The following is an 18031-nucleotide window of genomic DNA, read 5'->3' as shown; positions in this document are numbered from 1 at the left end:
GACCTCCGTGACGCCTCGGCCGACGGGGCTGACGCCTCGGCCGACGGGGCTGACGCCTCCGCGCTTCGCGCGGTCACTCCCTCGCTCGGCGCGAGCGGACGAGCAAGCTCGCCGCTCGACCTCGCTCCGGTCGTCTCGGCAGGATCGAGGTTGCGATGCTGTCGCTGAGTGAGGTGTCGGTTACGTACGACGGGAAGACCGCCGTCGAGGACGTCAGCCTGGAGCTGGCCGACGGCGAGGTGCTGGCGCTGCTCGGGCCGTCGGGGTCGGGGAAGTCGACGCTGCTGAGGGCGGTGGCCGGGCTGGAGCCGGCGACGGGGGCGATCAGCTGGGACGGGCGGGCCCTGCGAGGGGTGCCGACGCACAAGCGCGGGTTCGCGCTCATGTTCCAGGACGGGCAGCTGTTCTCGCACCTGACCGTCGCGAACAACGTCGCCTACCCGATGCGGCTGCGCCGCATCCCGACTGCCGAACGTAGGAAGCGGGTCGATGACCTGCTGGAGCTCGTCGGTCTGGGTGGTTACCAGGACCGCCTCCCCGGCACGCTGAGCGGCGGCGAACGGCAACGGGTCGCGCTCGCCCGGGCGCTCGCGGTCGAGCCGCGGCTGCTGCTCCTCGACGAGCCGCTCTCCGCGCTCGACGCGGGACTGCGGGAACGTCTGGCGGGCGACCTGCGCCGGATCCTGCACGAGGCCGGCACCACCGCGCTGATGGTCACGCACGACCAGGAGGAGGCGTTCGCGGTGGCCGACCGGATCGCGCTCCTGCGCGACGGTCGACTGGTGCAGCAGGGGACCCTCCAGGAGGTGTGGGCCACACCTATCGACACCTGGGCAGCCCTGTTCCTGGGCTATGCCCGTGTGCTCGAGGGGCCGGCGGCGTACACGGTCCTGACGGCCGCCGGGATGGATCCGGCCGGAGCTGTCGCGCTCCGTCGCTCCGCCTTCGTCGCCGACCCGGCCGGACCGCTCACCGGCACCGTGGTCTCGGCCAGGGCTACGCCGGAGCAGCATCGGCTCGTCGTACGTCTCGACGACGTCGGTGAGGTCGACGCCGTCGCCGACTCGGCGCCCGCGCCGGGGGAGAGGGTCGGACTGCGGGTCGAGCCGAATCGCCTGGCCGTCCCCGGGTCACACGTCCAGCGATCACGCGCCCAGGAATGATGCGCCCAGGAATGGGCCCCGTAGCCACCCGCCACTTAGAATTAGCGGCTATGTATCGCCGCGCTCAGATCTTTCTCGTCAGCAGCGCGCTGATCTTCGGTCTGATCGCAGTCGTGACCGCGCAGATCGTCGACAAGCGCATGCTCGACCCGGAGGGCTTCCTCGGACCGTCCTGGCTCCGCCTTCCCCTCCTCGTCGGAGCCGCGCTCCTCGTCGACCTCGTGCCACGTACGCTCTGGCTGGCGCGGTTCCGGTGGCGGGAGATGGGCCCCATCTTCAAGGACCGGATCCGCACCCACTGGACCCGTGAGCGCCTGACGCTCGTGGCGATGGGCATCGTCTGCTTCTACCTCGTCTACGTCTGCTACCGGAACCTCAAGTCGTTCCTGCCGTTCGTGGTGCCGGAGACCTACGAGTTCGACCACGAGCTGCACCTGATCGACAAGGCGGTCCTCTTCGGAGCCGACCCGGCGATCGTGCTCCACGACCTGCTCGGCACCGGCTGGGTGGCCTGGTTCCTCTCCTACATCTACATGTGGTTCCTGCCGCTGGTGCCGTTCGCCGTCGCCGGGTGGCTGGTGTGGTCGCGCAACCTCGCCTACGGCTACTGGTTCGTGAGCTCGCAGTGCATCGCCTGGATCCTCGGCACCGTCTCCTACTACTGCCTGCCCACGGTTGGCCCGGGGTTGCAGTACCCCTATCTCTACGCCGATCTGCCGGACACGCCAGCGAGCACCCTGATGGAGTCGCTGGTCTTCACCCGACAGCACGTCCTCTTCGACGTCGACGCCAACGTGGTGCAGTCGGTCGGCGGGTTCGCCTCGCTGCACTGCGGCATCACCCTGCTGATGGCCCTGATGATCCATGCGACGATCAACAACAAGATCGCCCGCTGGGCCGGGTGGATCAACTTCGGGATCACCGTCGTCGCGACCATCTACTTCGGCTGGCACTACCTCGCCGACGACATCGCCGGCTGCATGATCGCGCTGGTCGCCTACTACTTCGGTGGGCTGGTGGCCAACCAGAAGTTCCAGCGCAAGGGCGTGCGGCGGCTCGTCGCGGAGTCCGACGAGATCGCCGACCGCGAGTCGAAGGTCTCCCACGAGCTGACCTGATCCCAGCCTGATCCGAGCCTGATCCGGGCTTGGACGGGGCTTAGGCTGGTGGCGTGACCGCCATCGATGCCACATCACTGACCTCACTTCTCGACGGGCGCTACGCCGGGGTCAGACAGGACGTACGCAAGGCGCTCGCCGAGCGGGCCGACCTCCTCGACGAGGTCGAGGAGCTGCCCCGGGCGGAGTATCGCGAGCGGGTCAGGGAGGTGCTCCTCGACGTCTCCGCGAGCGGCCTGACCGGGCTCGGGTTCCCGAAGGAGTACGGCGGGGGCGGTGACGTCGGCGCCTCCATCGCCGCCTTCGAGGAGATGGCCGGAGGCGACCTGTCGCTGCTGGTGAAGTCGGGTGTGCAGTTCGGCCTCTTCGGCGGTGCGATCCTCCAGCTGGGGACCGAACGCCACCACGATCGCTACCTCGCCGACATCGTCGCCGGGCGGCTGCTCGGCTGCTTCGCGATGACCGAGCACGGCCACGGTTCCAACGTCGCCGCGGTGGCGACCGTGGCCACCTACGACCCGGCCACGCATGAGTTCGTCATCGAGACGACTCGGGAGGATGCGTACAAGGACTACATCGGCAACGCCGCCTGTCATGGTGAGCTGGCCGTCGTGTTCGCGCAGCTCGTGGTCGGCGGTGAGGAGCGTGGGGTGCACGCTCTCGTGGTGCCGATCCGGGTCGACGGCACGGCTGCGCCCGGAGTGCGGATCGAGGACGACGGACCCAAGATGGGGCTCAACGGCGTCGACAACGGACGGCTGTGGTTCTCGGGCGTGCGGGTGCCGCGTACGTCGCTGCTGAACCGTTTCGCGGACGTCACCGAGGCCGGTGAGTACGTCTCCGAGATCGAGTCGGCCGGGCGGCGCTTCTTCACCATGCTCGGGACGCTCGTCCAGGGCCGTGTCTCGGTGGGTGGCGCCGCGATCCGGGCATCGGAGGTCGCGCTGACGATCGCGGTCCGCTACGCGCTGCGGCGTAGGCAGTTCGAGGCGTCGTCGGACGCCGAGGAGTCGCTGCTGCTGGACTACGGTCAGCACCAGCGGAGGCTGCTGCCGCTGGTCGCGCGGACCTACGCGATGCGTTTCGCGCAGGAGGTCGTACGCGACGACCTGCACGACGTCTTCTCCGGTGTCTCCACCTCGGAGCATGCCCGGCGCGAGCTCGAGTCGCGAGCGGCCGGAACCAAGGCGCTGGCGACCTGGCACGCGACCCGGACGATCCAGGAGTGCCGCGAGGCGTGCGGCGGGGCGGGCTATCTGGCCGTCAACCGGTTCACGGCGCTGAAGGCCGACACGGACGTCTTCACGACGTTCGAGGGTGACAACACGGTGCTGCTTCAGTTGGTCGCCAAGGGGCTGCTCACCGGCTACTCCAGCGAGTTCGAGGAGATGGACCAGCTGGATCTGGTGCGCTTCGTCGCCGGTCTCGCGGTCGAGACCGTCCTGGAGCGGACCGCCGTGCACAAGCTGCTCGAACGGGTCCGTGACGTCGTGCCGATCGCGGGCGAGCGCGAGCCGGACATCCTCGACTCCGACTACCACCTGACGATGCTGCGCTTCCGCGAGGAGCACATGCTCGCCGGTGTCGCCCGGCGACTCCAGTCGGGCGTCAAGGCCGGCCGGGAGCCCGGCGCGGTGTTCTCGACCGTGCAGGACCACGTCATCGGGGTCGCGCACGCGCACGTCGAGCGGCTGATCCACGAGGCGTTCCGGGCGAAGGTGCGCGAGCTCCCCGAGGGAGCCGTCCGCGATCTGATGGACCTCCTCTGCGACCTCAGCGCGCTCTCGGTCATCGAGGCCGACCGGGCGTGGTTCATGGAGCACGGCCGCCTCTCCTCCGAGCGCTCCAAGGCCATCATCGCCGAGGTCAACCGCCTCTGCCGCGAGCTGCGGCCACACGCTCGGCTGCTCGTCGACGGCTTCGGGGTGCCTGAGGAGCTGCTGCGGGCGGAGGATCTGCTGGGCTGAGGGGGTGGCGCGCTGCACTTTCCCGCCAAGGCGTGGAAGTGCGGCCGACGGTCGGCTCAGCGGCGTGCAGTTTCCCGCTTTGGCGGGAACCTGCGGATCGGCCCGGTACGGTCACCGCGTGGCTCGTCTGATCTTGCTCAACGGAATGCCTGGCGTGGGAAAGTCGACGATCGCCCGCCGCTACGCCGCGGCGCATCCGGGAACACTCGTGTGCGACGTCGATGTGCTGCGTACGTTCATCGGCGGGTGGCGGGAAGACTTCGTCGGCGCCGGCGCCCGCATACGCCCCGCGGCGATCGGTCTGATAACCGGGTTCCTGCGCGAGTCCGGCGACGTCGTGCTGCCGCAGCTGCTGGCTCGCGTGAGTGAGGTCGAAAGGTTCGAACGGGCCGCTCTCGACGCCGGTGCGGAGTTCGTCGAGATACTGCTCGCGACGGAATCCACGGATGCCGTGCGTCGCTTTCATGATCGCGACGACGGTGTTGATCCGTGGCACTCCACGGTGCGCGCACTTGTAGCCGAGGGTGGCGGGGACGCGTCGCTGATGGCTTATGCGGAGAAGCTTGGTGAGCTTGCCGAGAAGAGGCCCGCAACTCGGATCATCGCAAGCGTAGATGGTGACGAGGACGGCACCTACGCCGCCGTTCTCGCTGCTTTGGGCGACTGAGGCTGCGTCGGCCGCGGGCATTCTCCCGCCTTGGTGGGGGAGTGCTGGGGTGCGGGAGTCTCGGGGCGGACACTTGCCCGCAACGGCGGGATATTGCGGTGGTCAGGGCACGGATGTGTCACCGGGTTGATCGGTGCTGGGTGGTGGTGGTCGCGCGGGCCACTGTCCGTCCACAAGCAAGGTTCGGGAGCGAGTTGTCCACAGCGGCTGTTTGACGCGTCGAAATGGTCGGTCCCGGATGCGACGGTCGATCCCATGAACTGGATCTGGCCCACCTTGAGAGGCACTTCCCCGCCGGTGCGGGAGAGTGCTGCAACTGCCCGAGTTTTACGGCGAAAATTCCCTGCCCTGGCAGGAAAATGGAGATGGACGTTGTGGTGAGCGTCGTCGAAGCCGAGAGCGACGTGGGCGACGTCCCCATGGTCGACGTTCGACACCCGTTCCGCCGCTCAGCAGCGCGTGCAGTGGGTTTCGACCCGCTGCGGATGCGTCGTGAGTATCGACGCCTTTTCCATGGCATCTACATCTCGCGTGAGGTCGAGCCGACTCCGTTGGTGCTCGCGCGGGCGGTGCTGGTCTCGGTGCGAGGGGTCGCTTGGGCGAGCCATGCGACAGCTGCCCGGGTCCTGAGGCTCCCGATCCCGGTGCTCCCAGGAGAGCACGTCACCGTGGTCGATCGGAACCACCGGCGAGGGCGTCCCGACATCACGTGCCACTCGGCACCATCCGGCATGGTGACGAAGGTCGAGGACGTCACCGTATCTGCGCCGTCTCAGGTCTTCCTCGAGCTCGCGACAATGATCTCGCTGGTCGACCTCGTCGTTGTCGGTGACCACATGGTGCGCAAGGGGATGATCAGTCTCGGCTCTCTGGTCGCGGCGTGCCAGGCGGCGAGCGGACCGGGTGCCGACCTTGCTCGAGAGGCCGTGTCGTACGTCCGGGAGGGCGTCGACTCTCCCATGGAGACACGCACTCGGATGCTGATCGTGCTCGCCGGCCTGCCCGAGCCGGAGGTGAACGCCCTCGTCGGCAACGAGACCGAGCTCCGTAGATATGACCTGAGCTATCGAGCGTCCCGGACGATCGTCGAATACGACGGACGAGCCCATATCGAACGGGAGGAGCAGTGGGAATCCGATCTGGTTCGCCGCGAGAAGATCGATGACGACGAATGGCGGATCATCGTGGTCATCGCCAAGGGCATCTACAAGACTCCGGGGGACACGCTCGAGCGGATCCATCGCGTGTTGCGCAAGCGGGGTGAGCCGGGTGTTCTTGCGGTCCTATCGGACCGCTGGAAAGCTCACTTCCCGGGCTACGAGTGACGCGATCGAGGCCGCCGACATGACCCCGCCTCGGTGGGCTAATGGGGGTGCAAGCGGGTTGTGGCTGCAGCAATTTCCCGCCGATGCGGTGATCCGTGGTTGTGGCGCTAGTCGGGTACCCACTATTCCGCCGGGGTGGGGAAGTGGCGGCTCGGTGCGACCGGGTGCCGTCAGAACGTCACCTATGCACGAAAACGCCGCCCCAGCCCGGCCAAAATGCCGACAGTCCCCCGCCACAGCGGGGGACTGTCCACCTAAGCAGCAGGCGCCGCCCCCCGCCCACGGAACCCTCAGTGGGCGGTGTTCTTGAACCGGTCGATGGAGGCGGCGATCTCTGCCTCCGCGGCGGCCTTGCCGACCCAGTCGGAGCCCTTGACGGTCTTGCCGGGCTCGAGGTCCTTGTAGTGCTCGAAGAAGTGCTTGATCTCGTTGAGCGTCCACTCGTCGACGTCCGCGAGGTCCTGGATGTGGTCGAAGCGGGGGTCGCAGGGGACGCAGAGGACCTTCTCGTCCTGGCCCTTCTCGTCCTCCATGACGTACATCGCGACCGGACGGGCCTCGACCAGCACACCGGGGAAGAGCGGGTAGGGGGTCAGGACCAGCGCGTCGAGCGGGTCACCATCCCCACCGAGGGTGTCTTCGATGTAGCCGTAGTCTGCGGGGTACATCATGGAGGTGAACAGCACGCGGTCGAGTCGAAGCCGGTTCGACTCGTGGTCCACCTCGTACTTGTTGCGGGATCCCTTGGGGACCTCGATCAGTACGTCGAACTCCTGCGTCACTTCTCTGCCTCCAGACGAACCCAAAACGGAATGCCGGACAGTCTGACATCGATCAGCGTCAGATCCGGCATCGAGGAGGATATCCGTGAAGCCCCAAAGCGAGCCCAAGTGGCCCTCCGAAGAGCCGGAGGGCCGCGGGAAACTGGTGGTCGTGGTGCCGCTGGTGCTCGCGCTCCTGGTGGGAGCTGCGGCAGCTGCGTACGCCCTGGGATGGGTGCGCTACGCCCGCGGCAACGTCGCGCCGACCCCGCCGCCGGCACCGCTGAGCATCGCCGCCGTGAGCCCCGCGGCGGTCGAGGGCGAGCAGACGCGAGCGCCCGGGAGGCCGGACCAGGTCGCGTTGGAGCAGGTGATGCGCGAGATGGTCCGCGACAAGCGGCTCGGCAAACACCTCAAGGCCGCGATCGCGCCGCTCGAGGGCGCCCCGCTGGTCACCCACGGCACGGGGGCGGCGACCCCGGCCAGCGTCACGAAGGTGCTGACCAGCGTGGCGGTGCTGGAGGCGTACGGCCCGGAGCGCCGCTTCGAGACCAGCACCACGCTGCAGGGGACCACCGTCACCCTCGTCGGCGGCGGTGACGCATCCCTCACCAGCAGCGACCTCGACACCCTCGCCGCCGAGACGGCCCGGGAGCTCGGCGCGACCAAGACGGTGCGCCTCGCCTACGACGACACCCTCTTCGAAGGCCCCGCGGTGAGCCCGACCTGGCGACGCATCTACCTGGGTGAGGAGGTCGGCGGGATCACCGCGCTGCTGGTCGACCACGGCGGCTCGCAGGCGACCGGTTACAGCCAGGACCCGTCCATGCAGGCCGCCGCCCAGTTCAAGAAGGCCCTGGCGAAGCACGGCGTGAAGGTCGCCGGCAAGCCGGCCAAGGGGACGAAGTCCGGCGCCCAGCTCGCCGTGCACCGCGGCGACACCCTGCGCGAGATCGTCGAGTACACCCTGGAGTACAGCGACAACCAGCTCGCCGAAGTGCTCGCCCGCCAGGTCGGGCTGGCGGCCGGTGCGCCGACTTTCGACGGCTCCACCGCGGCGATCACCGCCACGCTGAAGGAGCTCGGCATCGACACCAGCGGCCTGGTTCTCCTCGACGGGTCCGGGCTCTCCCGGCAGAACCGGATCCCGCCGGCGCTCCTGGTGAGCGCGCTCCAGACCGCCGCCAGCTCCGGCCGTCCCGAGCTCGCGCCGGCGATGACCGGCCTCCCGGTCGCCGGCTGGATCGGCTCGCTCTCCCGGCGGTTCAACTTCGACGCCGAGCCTGGTCGCGGCCGCGTCCGGGCCAAGACCGGCACCCTCAGCGGCGTCTCCGGGCTGTCCGGCGTCGCGGTCGACGTCCGCGGCACCCCGTTCGTCGTCGTACTCATGGCCGACGGGTTCAAGCCGGAGGAGACCCTGGACGTACGCGACGCCCTCGACGACGCGATGGCGGCGGTCGCGACGTGTCGATGCTCGGCATAGGGCGGGTCGGCTACGGTCGTACGCATGACCCATCGTGCTGAGGACCCCAGGCCCGCTGGAGCGACCATGGTCGACTGGGACCTGGCCGTACGTCTGGGCGCGAAGGTCGCTGGAGACGGCCCGATCGTCTCGCGCGACGAGGCCAGGCAGGCCGTCGAGGAGCTGCGTGCGGACGCTGCGAAGGCGACCGAGTTCGTACGCGCCTTCACCGGCCTGGACGCGCCCCGCGACACCGCGCCGGTGCTGGTGGTCGACAGGCGGGGCTGGATCCAGGCCAACGCCGACACCTTCGCCACCGTGATCTCGCCGGTGGTCGACCGGATCACGGCGAAACGCGCCCCGGGCGCCATCACCCAAGCGGTGGGCTCCAAGGTCAGCGCCGCCGAGGTCGGCGGTCTGCTCGGGTTCATGTCCTCGAAGATCCTCGGCCAGTTCGACCCCTTCTTCGAGCCGTCCGGCCGACTGCTGCTGGTTGCTCCCAACGTCGTCCACGTCGAGCGCGAGCTGGGGCTGGACCCGACCGACTTCCGGCTGTGGGTCTGCCTCCACGAGGAGACCCACCGCGTCCAGTTCACCGCGAGCCCGTGGATGCGTGACCACCTCTTCGCCCAGATCGAGGGCCTCTCTGAGGCGATGGACCCGTCCTCGATCTTCGACGGCGGGCTCCAGCGGGTCACCGAGGCGCTCAAGGGCAACGGCAGCATCGTGGACGCGTTCGCCAAGCCCGAGCAGAAGGAGATCATCGACCGGGTCACCGGGATGATGTCGCTGCTCGAGGGCCACGCCGACGTGGTCATGGACGACGTCGGCCCCGGCGTGATCCCGAGCGTGACCACGATCCGCAAGGCGTTCAACAAGCGTCGCCAGGGCATCGGCGTACTCGACCGTGTCCTGCGCCGCCTGCTCGGCCTGGAGGCCAAGATGGCGCAGTACCGCGACGGCGCGAAGTTCGTACGCCACGTGGTCGACCGGGTCGGCATGGACGAGTTCAACGCCGTCTTCGTCGGCCCCGAGAACCTCCCGTCGAAGGCCGAGATCGTCGACCCGGACGCCTGGGTGACCCGGGTCCTCTGAGGCATGAGCGAGCGTCAGCGAGCGACAATCCAATACCGCATGCCGCGGCTTCCGTATTCTTCGCTCTCCTCGACGGAGGCGGCGGCATGAGTCTGCATCCCTCCCTCGCAGCTGTACGCCGCCCAGTCCGTGCCACGCTCGAGCAGCTCGAGCCGGGGGAGAAGGTGATCGTGGCCTGCTCCGGGGGAGCGGACTCGCTGGCGCTGGCCTCTGCGGCCGTCTTCGAGGGTCACAAGCTCGGCCTGCACCTCATCGGCGCGACCGTCGACCACGGGATGCAGGACGGCAGCCGGGCGCAAGCCACGAAGGTCGTCGGACAGCTCGCCGCGATGGGCGTCGACGAGACGGTCACCGCGACGGTCGAGGTGAAGGCCGACGGCGACGGCCCCGAGGCCGCGGCAAGACAGGCTCGCTACGCGGTCCTCGACCAGCTCGCCGAGCGCCTCGGCGCGAGCATGATCCTGCTCGGCCACACCCGTGACGACCAGGCCGAGACCGTCCTGCTGGGCCTGACCAGGGGATCGGGCGCGCGCAGCCTCTCCGGGATGAGAGCAGCCTTCGACCGCTATCGCCGTCCGCTGCTGGCGACCACCAGGATCGACACCGAGACGGCGTGCCGGGTCGAGGGCCTCGACATCTGGCAGGACCCGCACAACCGCGACTTCGCCTACACCCGCGCGCGCATCCGCCATCGCGTCCTGCCCACGTTCGAGGAGGACCTCGGCCCCGGGGTGGCCGACGCGCTGGCCCGCACCGCCGAGCAGCTCCGTGAGGACGCCGACTTCATCGACGACATCGCCGAGGCGATGCACCGCGACCTCGGCGGGGCCCTCCCGGTCGAGACCCTCGCCGGGTATCCGTCCGCCGTCCGCACCAGGGTCCTCCGGCTCGCCGCCCTCGAAGCCGGCAGCCCGCCCACGGAGCTCACCCGTGAGCACGTCAAGGCCGTCGACGAGCTGGTCACCGGCTGGCGCGGACAGCGTTGGATCGACCTTCCAGGACACCTGCGCGCGAAGCGTACGAACGGTCGTATCGTCTTCGAATCGGGACCGTTCACACCAAGCGCTTAGAGTGACGGACATGGACACCGAGTACGTCGGCGATGACCTCGTGAAGACCCTGTTCACCCACGACGAGATCCAGGCGAAGGTCGAAGAGCTGGCCCGTCGGATCGAGAAGGACTACGAGGGTGAGGAGCTGTTGATCGTCGGCGTCCTGCGCGGCGCGGTGATGATCATGGCCGACCTCGCCCGCGCCTTGAACCGCCACGTCGAGATGGACTGGATGGCCGTCTCCTCCTACGGCTCCGGCACCAAGTCGTCCGGCGTGGTGAGGATCTTGAAGGACCTCGACACCGACGTCACCGGCAAGCACGTGCTCGTCGTGGACGAGATCATCGACTCCGGCCTGACCCTGACCTGGCTGACCTCGAACCTGACCAGCCGCGGCCCGGCGAGCATCGAGATCGCCACTCTGCTGCGCAAGCCCGAGGCGGTCAGCATGCCCGTCCACGTGAAGTACGTCGGTTGGGACATCCCCGACGAGTTCGTGGTCGGCTACGGCCTCGACTTCAACGAGAAGTACCGCAACCTGCGCGACATCTCGACCCTCGCTCCGCACATCTACTCCTGACCTTCCGGAGCCGTGCTGTTACGCGGACAGCGGAACCGCACAGATGGGGCGGGCACGATTTGGCGTGTACCGTCGTTCTATATGGCAGGCACGCGGACCTGCGTGCATGTCTGACCCCGTAACGGTTGAAAGAAGCCTGTGAAGCGCATATTCAAAGGTCCCTGGCTGTGGATCATCCTGGCAGTGCTCGGTGTGATCCTGGCGCTGCAGTACCTGGCCCCTCGCAACGGTGGCGACGAGATCACCACCAGCGAGCTGACTGAGTACATCCAGCAGGACCAGGTCAAGGAGATCACGTTCGTCGACGGCGACCAGGAGATCAAGGCGACCCTGGTCAAGGACGCCCGCAAGGGCAGCGCCGAGGTCACGACCTCGTGGGTCGACGGCGACCAGGAAACGCTCATCGAGATGGTGCGCAAGACCGAGGCCGAGGGCGAGAACCTCAAGGAGTTCAACTCCGAGGTGGCCAAGCCCTCCGTGCTCGGCTCGATCCTGAGCTTCGTACTGCCGTTCGCGCTGATCATCATCCTGTTCCTGTTCATCATGAACTCGATGCAGGGCGGTGGCGGTCGCGGGGTCATGCAGTTCGCCAAGTCCAAGGCGAAGCTGATCACCAAGGACATGCCGAAGACGACCTTCGCCGATGTCGCCGGTGCTGACGAGGCGGTCGAGGAGCTCCAGGAGATCAAGGAGTTCCTGCAGGAGCCGGCGAAGTTCCAGGCCGTCGGCGCCAAGATCCCCAAGGGCGTGCTGCTCTACGGCCAGCCCGGCACCGGTAAGACCCTGCTGGCGCGTGCCGTCGCGGGCGAGGCCGGCGTGCCGTTCTACTCGATCTCCGGTTCGGACTTCGTCGAGATGTTCGTCGGTGTCGGTGCGAGCCGTGTCCGCGACCTGTTCGAGCAGGCGAAGGAGAACGCTCCCGCCATCGTCTTCATCGACGAGATCGACGCCGTCGGCCGTCACCGCGGCGCCGGCATGGGCGGTGGCCACGACGAGCGCGAGCAGACGCTCAACCAGCTCCTCGTGGAGATGGACGGCTTCGACGTACGCGGCGGAGTGATCCTGATCGCGGCCACCAACCGTCCCGACGTGCTCGACCCGGCGCTGCTGCGCCCCGGCCGCTTCGACCGCCAGATCCAGGTGGACGCTCCCGACCTCGCCGGTCGCGAGAAGATCCTGCAGGTCCACGCCCGCGGCAAGCCGCTGGCCGGCGACATCGACCTCGACGGCGTCGCCCGACGGACCCCCGGGTTCTCCGGTGCCGACCTGGCCAACGTGCTCAACGAGGCCGCGCTGCTGACCGCTCGCAGCGACGAGAAGCTGATCACCAACAAGGCGCTGGACGAGGCCATCGACCGGGTCATCGCCGGCCCGCAGAAGCGCACCCGCCTGATGAGCGAGCAGGAGAAGCTCATCACCGCCTACCACGAGGGTGGCCACGCGCTGGTCGCCGCAGCCCTTCCGGGCCCGGACGTGGTCCAGAAGATCACGATCCTGCCGCGCGGCAAGGCGCTGGGCTACAACCTGGTGATGCCCGACGACGATCAGTACAGCCAGACGCGCTCGGCGATGCTCAACAAGCTCTCCTACATGCTCGGCGGTCGCGCCGCGGAGGAGCTCATCTTCCACGACCCGACCACGGGCGCCGGCAACGACATCGAGAAGGCGACGAACCTCGCCCGCGCGATGGTCACCCAGTTCGGCATGACCGAGCGCCTCGGAGCGATCAAGCTCGGCGAGTCCAACGGCGAGCCGTTCCTGGGCCGCGACATCGGCCACCAGCGCAACTACTCCGAGGAGGTCGCGGCCATCGTCGATGACGAGACCAAGAAGCTCCTCGCGACCGCTCATCAAGAGGCCTTCGACATCCTCGAGGAGAACCGGGACGTCCTCGACAGCCTGGTCCTGGAGCTCCTCGAGAAGGAGACCCTCTCCAAGCACGAGGTCGCCGAGATCTTTGTGCCGCTGCGTCGTCGCGACCCGCGTCCGGCTTGGACCGGTTCCGACACCCGCCGTCCCTCCGACCGCCCCGCGGTCGAGATCCCGCGGTGGATCGTCGAGCGCGACAAGGAGAACCTCGCCAAGGCGATCCGTGCCGCCGGTCGACAGTCCGGTGTCCAGTCCGGGAACCAGCCCGCCAACGGTGTCGACCTCGCCAAGCCGTCCGAGGCCGGCTCGTCCGAGGGCACCCCGCCCGCCTGAGACGATCAGATGTCTGAGACCTTCGATGAGGTAGCGCCCGTCCACGTCCCCGAGCGGGACGTGGCGGACGTTCCGACCTTCGACCAGAAGCGGGCCGAAGCGGCCGTGCGCGAGCTGCTCTACGCGATCGGGGAGGATCCCGACCGCGAGGGGCTGATCGATACTCCCGCTCGGGTCGCCCGGGCCTACCAGGAGGTGACCCGCGGGCTGCACCAGACGCCCGAGGAGGTCCTCACCACGACCTTCGATCTCGGCCACGACGAGATGGTCCTGGTCCGCGACATCGAGCTGTGGTCGATGTGCGAGCACCACCTGGTCCCGTTCACGGGTGTCGCCCACGTCGGCTACATCCCGGCGACCTCAGGCAAGATCACCGGCCTGTCCAAGCTGGCCCGGTTGGTCGACGTCTATGCCAAGCGGCCGCAGGTCCAGGAGCGACTCACCACTCAGGTGGCCGACGCGCTCATGGACCTTCTCGACGCGCGTGGCGTCATCGTGGTCATCGAGGCAGAGCATCTGTGCATGACGATGCGTGGGGTCAAGAAGGCCGGTGCGCGCACCATCACCAGCGCCGTACGCGGCACGATGCGCTCCAACGCGACCACCCGGGCCGAGGCGATGAGCCTGATCCGGGGCGGGACGCGCTAGTGGCACGTCCCGGAAGCGCCTAGGAGCTTCCGGGACGCGCCCCAAGAGATCGCGCGGGCGCACTGCCTGCTGCGCGACTTCCTATGCGGAACGACGCAGCCGGCGGCGAAGCTGCCGGAGGAAGCTGCGAAGGCCAGCTTGCTCCTGATGACGAGCGAGGTCCGTACGCAGGTCCTGGATCAGGGCTCGCTGGCGGTCCAGGCGACTGGCCTGACGTTCGATGCGGGCCTGCTGCTTGCGTGTGGTCGACTCGAGAGCTGCGATTCGCTTGGTCTGGCTCTTCGATGACGCGGCGACCTTCTTCGCGAGCTCCTTCTCGCGCCGCTTCGCGGCGTTCTCGGCGTGCTCGGTGGCGATCTTCAGGGCGTTGATCCGGTCCTCGATGCGCCGGAGAGCGTCGTCGCCTGACCCGCGGAGCGTGACGACAGGTGCGGCCGGGTCCAGGGCGGCGAGTGCGTCGTCGTACGCAGCGCTCATCTGACCCGGCTGTGCGACGTTCGCCAGACCGGCATTGTCCAGGAACGCGGTGAGTCGCTTCCAGCCCTCGGCCAAGCGGTTGTGGAAGCCGGTGTAATCGGCTGCCTGGTACAGCTCGTCGACCGTGGTCTCGGGTGTGATCGAGTCGAGCATCGTGTAGGGCAGGCCGTGGTAGTCGCACAGCTCCAGCACACGGGAGTCGTGCGCGATCACCATGGCGGGGGTCCCGGCGAGCACCGCAGCGACGTTGCCGTGGATGCGCGTGCCGAACGCGAACCTCTGGGTTGCCAGGAACCGCATCCAGGACCCCGCATCGAGGAACATCCGCGTCCGGTCCTCGAAGTAGAGCCGGTGGTCGCGGTCGATACCCATCTCGGGCTGACGGTGTCGTCCCCACTGGAGCATCGCGAAGTCGTGGTGGGTCTGGCCGACGTACGTCATACGCGGGTGCCGATCGGCGAAGGCATCGACGTACGTCTCGAACCAGGGCGAGGTCAGCGGGCTCATCGAGACGGCGACCGGGTCATCGGTGGCGATCGGTGCGGAACGCTCGTCGCGGACCCTGACGTCGGGGCCGTTGAGGTAGATCGACGGACAACCGATGATCTCGACGTGCTCGTCCCCGTATCCGAGCCGTCGCAGATAGGCGGCGGTGATCTCGCCGCGTACGCCGACCTTCGCGGACCGCTCGAGAACGCTGTTCATGAATCGCCGGTGAAGAGCTGCGAGCTCGTCGTCGGGAGCGGTGTCGAGCTCTTCGAGGGAGAGCTGCGCGCCGATGCCGACGATGGTGGTCGGGATCGAGATCTGCTCGATGAACGTGGTCAAGCGGGTCAGCGGACGGGTGAACTCCGGTCGGAGGGCGTTGGCCAGCGGCACCACGAAGTGGTCGTACTCGTCGTTGGTCGCCGCGACCTCGTCGGCGGTGAACGCGCGTCGCTCATGGGCGAAGAGGTTCGGGACGATCTCGGTTCCAGGCACGCTGAGGAGCCGGTGTGTGGAGTCAGCGAAGAGAAGATTGCCGACATTCGTGCCGTAGAACCCGATGCCCCACGCACGCGGGTCGGCCGCCTCGATCACGTCGAAGGGGTCCCTGGCTGAGCGGAGCAGGATCCTGGGCACGATGCCTCCAAGTCAAATGAGCAGGCGGGCAGCCTTGCTGAGCGGGTCCAGATGGTCAAGTCGGCTCCTCCTAGGACGCCGGATAGGGTCGAACCGTGCAGGTCATGGGGATCGTCAACGTCACGCCCGACTCGTTCAGCGACGGTGGGCGGTTCTTGGCGACCGACGATGCGGTGGCTCACGGGCACGCGCTCCTGGCACAAGGCGCAGACCTGCTCGACATCGGTGGCGAGTCGACCCGGCCGGGGGCGACCAGGCCACTGGTCGCCGACGAGCTGGCTCGCGTGGTGCCGGTCATCGAGACGCTGGCCCAAGAGGGCGCGACCCTCTCGATCGACACCATGCGTCCCGAGGTCGCCGAGGCCGCGCTGAAGGCCGGGGCCATGATCATCAACGACGTCTCGGGCGGTCTGGCCAACCCGAAGATCTTGAAGGTGGCGGCCGACCACGGCGCGACGTACGTCGTGATGCACTGGCGCGCCCACGGCGCGGAGATGCAGCACGAGGACCATCTCGTCTACGCCGACGGAGTGGTCGCCACGGTCAAGCAGGAGCTCGAGCAACGGATCGAGGCGGCGCGGTCGGCCGGGATCCTGGACGACAACATCGTGATCGATCCCGGGCTCGGCTTCTCCAAGACGGCCGATGACAACTGGCGCCTGCTGGCGGGGGTGGAGGAGTTCCACAAGCTCGGCTTCCCGCTGCTCATCGGCGCCAGCCGCAAGGCGTTCCTCGGCCGCCTGCTGGCCGCCCCCGACGGCACACCACGCCCGGTGACCGAGCGGGAGAGCGCCCACGATGCGATCACCGTCTTCCTTGCGCAACGCGGCGTATGGGCCACGCGTGTTCATGACGTACGTGCCGCCAAGGACGCCCTTGCGGCGTCAGCAAAGCTGAAGACGATCGGAGCGAGGGAGACCATTCGATGAACATCGCAGAACCTGCGGACGAAATTCAGATCATCGGTCTGGAGTGCTTCGGCCACCACGGAGTCTTCGACTTCGAGCGCCGTGAGGGGCAGAAGTTCATCATCGACCTGGTCATCGGCACCGACTCCCGCAGAGCCGCGGAGACGGACGACTTGCATGACACCGTCGATTACGGAAGTCTCGCAATGGCGGTCAAAACTAGTGTTGAGCGCGACCCGGTGGACCTCATCGAGACGCTTGCCCAGCGGATCGCGGACATTTGCCTTGCAGACATCCGCGCGCTTTGGGTACGTGTTACGGTTCACAAACCGGGGGCGCCTATCGAAGCGACGTTCAAAGACGTCACCCTGACGATCACCCGGAGGCAGAGCACGTGACAGAGGTACCCAACCCGTACATCATCGACGCCGACACGCTCACCGGGGAGATGCGGCCGATTCGACGGGCGGTGCTGTCGTTGGGCTCCAATCTCGGGGACCGGTTGGCAAATCTGCAGGACGCGTTGAACACTCTCGCTGAGACCCCGGACGTCTGGGTGACCACCGTCTCGCCGGTCTACGAGACCGAGCCGGTCGACTCCCCCGAGGGTGCTGAGCTCTACCTCAACGCGATCGTCCTCGCCGACACCACTCTCACGCCGACGCGTCTGCTCGAGCGGGCGCTCACCATCGAGGACGCCTACGGGCGCTCGCGCAGCGGCATCTTCAACGAGCCGCGCACGCTCGACATCGACCTCGTCTCTGTTGGCGACAAGATCCTCGAGGAGGAGTCGCTGACGCTGCCGCATCCGCGCGCACACGAGCGGGCCTTCGTGCTCAAGCCGTGGCTCGACCTGGAGCCGAACGCTGATCTGCCGGGTGTGGGTCCGATCGCCGAGCTGCTGGAGACGTCCGGGCAGGGCGGCATCACTCGGCGCGACGACCTCGTTCTCGAGCTCTGAGCCGGACCTGAGCGCGACACCCGAGGACCCCGACCAGGGTCCGGAGAAGGATCCCGCCGACGACGAGCGCCGACTCCGCCCGATGTCGGGTGGAGCCATCACGGCGTGGGCCGTCATCGGGATCGTCGGCGGCTGGCTGGCTCACCCCGTGGTGGAGGCCTGGCGCGGGGTCGCGCCGGTCGTCACCTGGGCGCAGCCGATGCTGCTGCTGCTGATCGCGGCCACGTTGGGTGTCACCGCCTGGGTCACGCACCGCCAGCTACAGGTACGCGGTGAGCGGATCGAGGCTCATCAGGCGGTCAACCGGCTGGTGCTCGCCCGTGCCTGCGCCTTGGTCGGAGCGCTCCTCGCCGGCGGTTACCTGGGCTACGCGATCAGCTGGTTGGGCTACGACATGAGCACGGCCGCGGGGGATCGGCTGGTGCGTTCAGCCGTGGCGGCGGTCGCCGGGACCACGATCGTCATCGCCGCTCGACTCCTCGAACACGCGTGCCGGGTCCGCAAACCCGATGAAAACTAGCCG

Annotated in this window: 17 protein-coding genes; 15 read left to right on the top strand and 2 right to left on the bottom strand. The window is 68.1% G+C overall.

Annotated features, from left to right (window positions below; genetic code table 11):
* Nucleotides 1-155 precede the first annotated feature (155 nt).
* The 5 genes from BJ988_RS23020 (at nucleotide 156) to BJ988_RS23000 (ending at nucleotide 6240) form a co-directional block, all read left to right on the top strand.
* Complete coding sequence (locus BJ988_RS23020) at nucleotides 156-1163, top strand: ABC transporter ATP-binding protein (RefSeq protein WP_179660202.1); 1008 nt, start codon at nucleotides 156-158, stop codon at nucleotides 1161-1163.
* A 50-nt stretch (nucleotides 1164-1213) separates the two neighbouring features.
* On the top strand, nucleotides 1214-2281 hold the full coding sequence (locus BJ988_RS23015) for a phosphatase PAP2 family protein (RefSeq protein WP_179660201.1): 1068 nt from the start codon (nucleotides 1214-1216) through the stop codon (nucleotides 2279-2281).
* Nucleotides 2282-2334: 53 nt separating this feature from the next.
* Nucleotides 2335-4248 (top strand): acyl-CoA dehydrogenase family protein, encoded by a 1914-nt coding sequence (locus tag BJ988_RS23010; protein WP_179660200.1) that lies wholly within the window; start codon nucleotides 2335-2337, stop codon nucleotides 4246-4248.
* 118 nt (nucleotides 4249-4366) lie between these two features.
* Nucleotides 4367-4915 carry an AAA family ATPase gene (locus tag BJ988_RS23005; protein ID WP_179660199.1) on the top strand — a complete coding sequence of 183 codons (549 nt, stop codon included), beginning with the start codon at nucleotides 4367-4369 and terminating at the stop codon, nucleotides 4913-4915.
* Nucleotides 4916-5292: 377 nt separating this feature from the next.
* Nucleotides 5293-6240 carry a hypothetical protein gene (locus BJ988_RS23000; RefSeq protein WP_343051748.1) on the top strand — a complete coding sequence of 316 codons (948 nt, stop codon included), beginning with the start codon at nucleotides 5293-5295 and terminating at the stop codon, nucleotides 6238-6240.
* 290 nt (nucleotides 6241-6530) lie between these two features.
* Here the strand turns inward: BJ988_RS23000 and BJ988_RS22995 are convergent, their stop codons facing one another.
* Nucleotides 6531-7022: an inorganic diphosphatase gene (locus BJ988_RS22995; protein ID WP_179660198.1), complete on the bottom strand. Its 492-nt coding sequence runs from the start codon at nucleotides 7020-7022 to the stop codon at nucleotides 6531-6533.
* An 85-nt stretch (nucleotides 7023-7107) separates the two neighbouring features.
* On the opposite strand from BJ988_RS22995, the gene dacB reads away from it, so the two are divergent.
* The 6 genes from dacB to folE all read left to right on the top strand — a co-directional run bounded on the left by dacB (nucleotide 7108) and on the right by folE (nucleotide 14040).
* Nucleotides 7108-8484: a D-alanyl-D-alanine carboxypeptidase/D-alanyl-D-alanine endopeptidase gene (gene dacB, locus BJ988_RS22990; RefSeq protein WP_179660197.1), complete on the top strand. Its 1377-nt coding sequence runs from the start codon at nucleotides 7108-7110 to the stop codon at nucleotides 8482-8484.
* A gap of 24 nt (nucleotides 8485-8508) precedes the next feature.
* Entirely contained in the window at nucleotides 8509-9558 is a 1050-nt protein-coding gene (locus BJ988_RS22985) for a zinc-dependent metalloprotease (RefSeq protein WP_246321557.1), read from the top strand.
* Between the two features lie 86 nt (nucleotides 9559-9644).
* Complete coding sequence (gene tilS, locus BJ988_RS22980) at nucleotides 9645-10628, top strand: tRNA lysidine(34) synthetase TilS (RefSeq protein WP_179660196.1); 984 nt, start codon at nucleotides 9645-9647, stop codon at nucleotides 10626-10628.
* 10 nt (nucleotides 10629-10638) lie between these two features.
* A complete protein-coding gene (gene hpt, locus BJ988_RS22975; RefSeq protein WP_179660195.1) occupies nucleotides 10639-11190 on the top strand; it encodes a hypoxanthine phosphoribosyltransferase in 552 nt (183 codons plus the stop codon).
* Nucleotides 11191-11328: 138 nt separating this feature from the next.
* Nucleotides 11329-13392, top strand: a complete 2064-nt coding sequence (ftsH, locus tag BJ988_RS22970; protein ID WP_179660194.1) for an ATP-dependent zinc metalloprotease FtsH — start codon at nucleotides 11329-11331, stop codon at nucleotides 13390-13392.
* A gap of 9 nt (nucleotides 13393-13401) precedes the next feature.
* Nucleotides 13402-14040, top strand: coding sequence for a GTP cyclohydrolase I FolE (gene folE, locus BJ988_RS22965; protein ID WP_218861062.1), 639 nt, complete (start codon nucleotides 13402-13404; stop codon nucleotides 14038-14040).
* Between the two features lie 81 nt (nucleotides 14041-14121).
* Here folE and BJ988_RS22960 read toward each other — a convergent pair whose 3' ends face one another.
* Nucleotides 14122-15639 (bottom strand): polysaccharide pyruvyl transferase family protein, encoded by a 1518-nt coding sequence (locus BJ988_RS22960; RefSeq protein WP_179660193.1) that lies wholly within the window; start codon nucleotides 15637-15639, stop codon nucleotides 14122-14124.
* A 104-nt stretch (nucleotides 15640-15743) separates the two neighbouring features.
* On the opposite strand from BJ988_RS22960, the gene folP reads away from it, so the two are divergent.
* The 4 genes from folP to BJ988_RS22940 all read left to right on the top strand — a co-directional run bounded on the left by folP (nucleotide 15744) and on the right by BJ988_RS22940 (nucleotide 18028).
* Nucleotides 15744-16568: a dihydropteroate synthase gene (folP, locus tag BJ988_RS22955; RefSeq protein ID WP_179660192.1), complete on the top strand. Its 825-nt coding sequence runs from the start codon at nucleotides 15744-15746 to the stop codon at nucleotides 16566-16568.
* Nucleotides 16565-16945: a dihydroneopterin aldolase gene (gene folB, locus BJ988_RS22950; protein WP_179660191.1), complete on the top strand. Its 381-nt coding sequence runs from the start codon at nucleotides 16565-16567 to the stop codon at nucleotides 16943-16945. The genes folP and folB overlap by 4 nt, the downstream gene beginning before the upstream one ends.
* Entirely contained in the window at nucleotides 16942-17508 is a 567-nt protein-coding gene (gene folK / locus BJ988_RS22945) for a 2-amino-4-hydroxy-6-hydroxymethyldihydropteridine diphosphokinase (protein WP_179660190.1), read from the top strand. Before folB ends, folK begins: the two co-directional genes overlap by 4 nt.
* 82 nt (nucleotides 17509-17590) lie before the next feature.
* Nucleotides 17591-18028, top strand: a complete 438-nt coding sequence (locus BJ988_RS22940; protein WP_179660189.1) for a DUF3180 domain-containing protein — start codon at nucleotides 17591-17593, stop codon at nucleotides 18026-18028.
* Nucleotides 18029-18031: the final 3 nt, after the last annotated feature.

It is taken from the genome of Nocardioides panzhihuensis (assembly GCF_013408335.1).
In the GTDB taxonomy this organism is placed as follows: Bacteria; Actinomycetota; Actinomycetes; order Propionibacteriales; family Nocardioidaceae; genus Nocardioides; species Nocardioides panzhihuensis.
The sequence above is the reverse complement of the archived record's forward strand: the minus strand, read 5'-3'. Positions and strand labels throughout refer to the sequence as shown.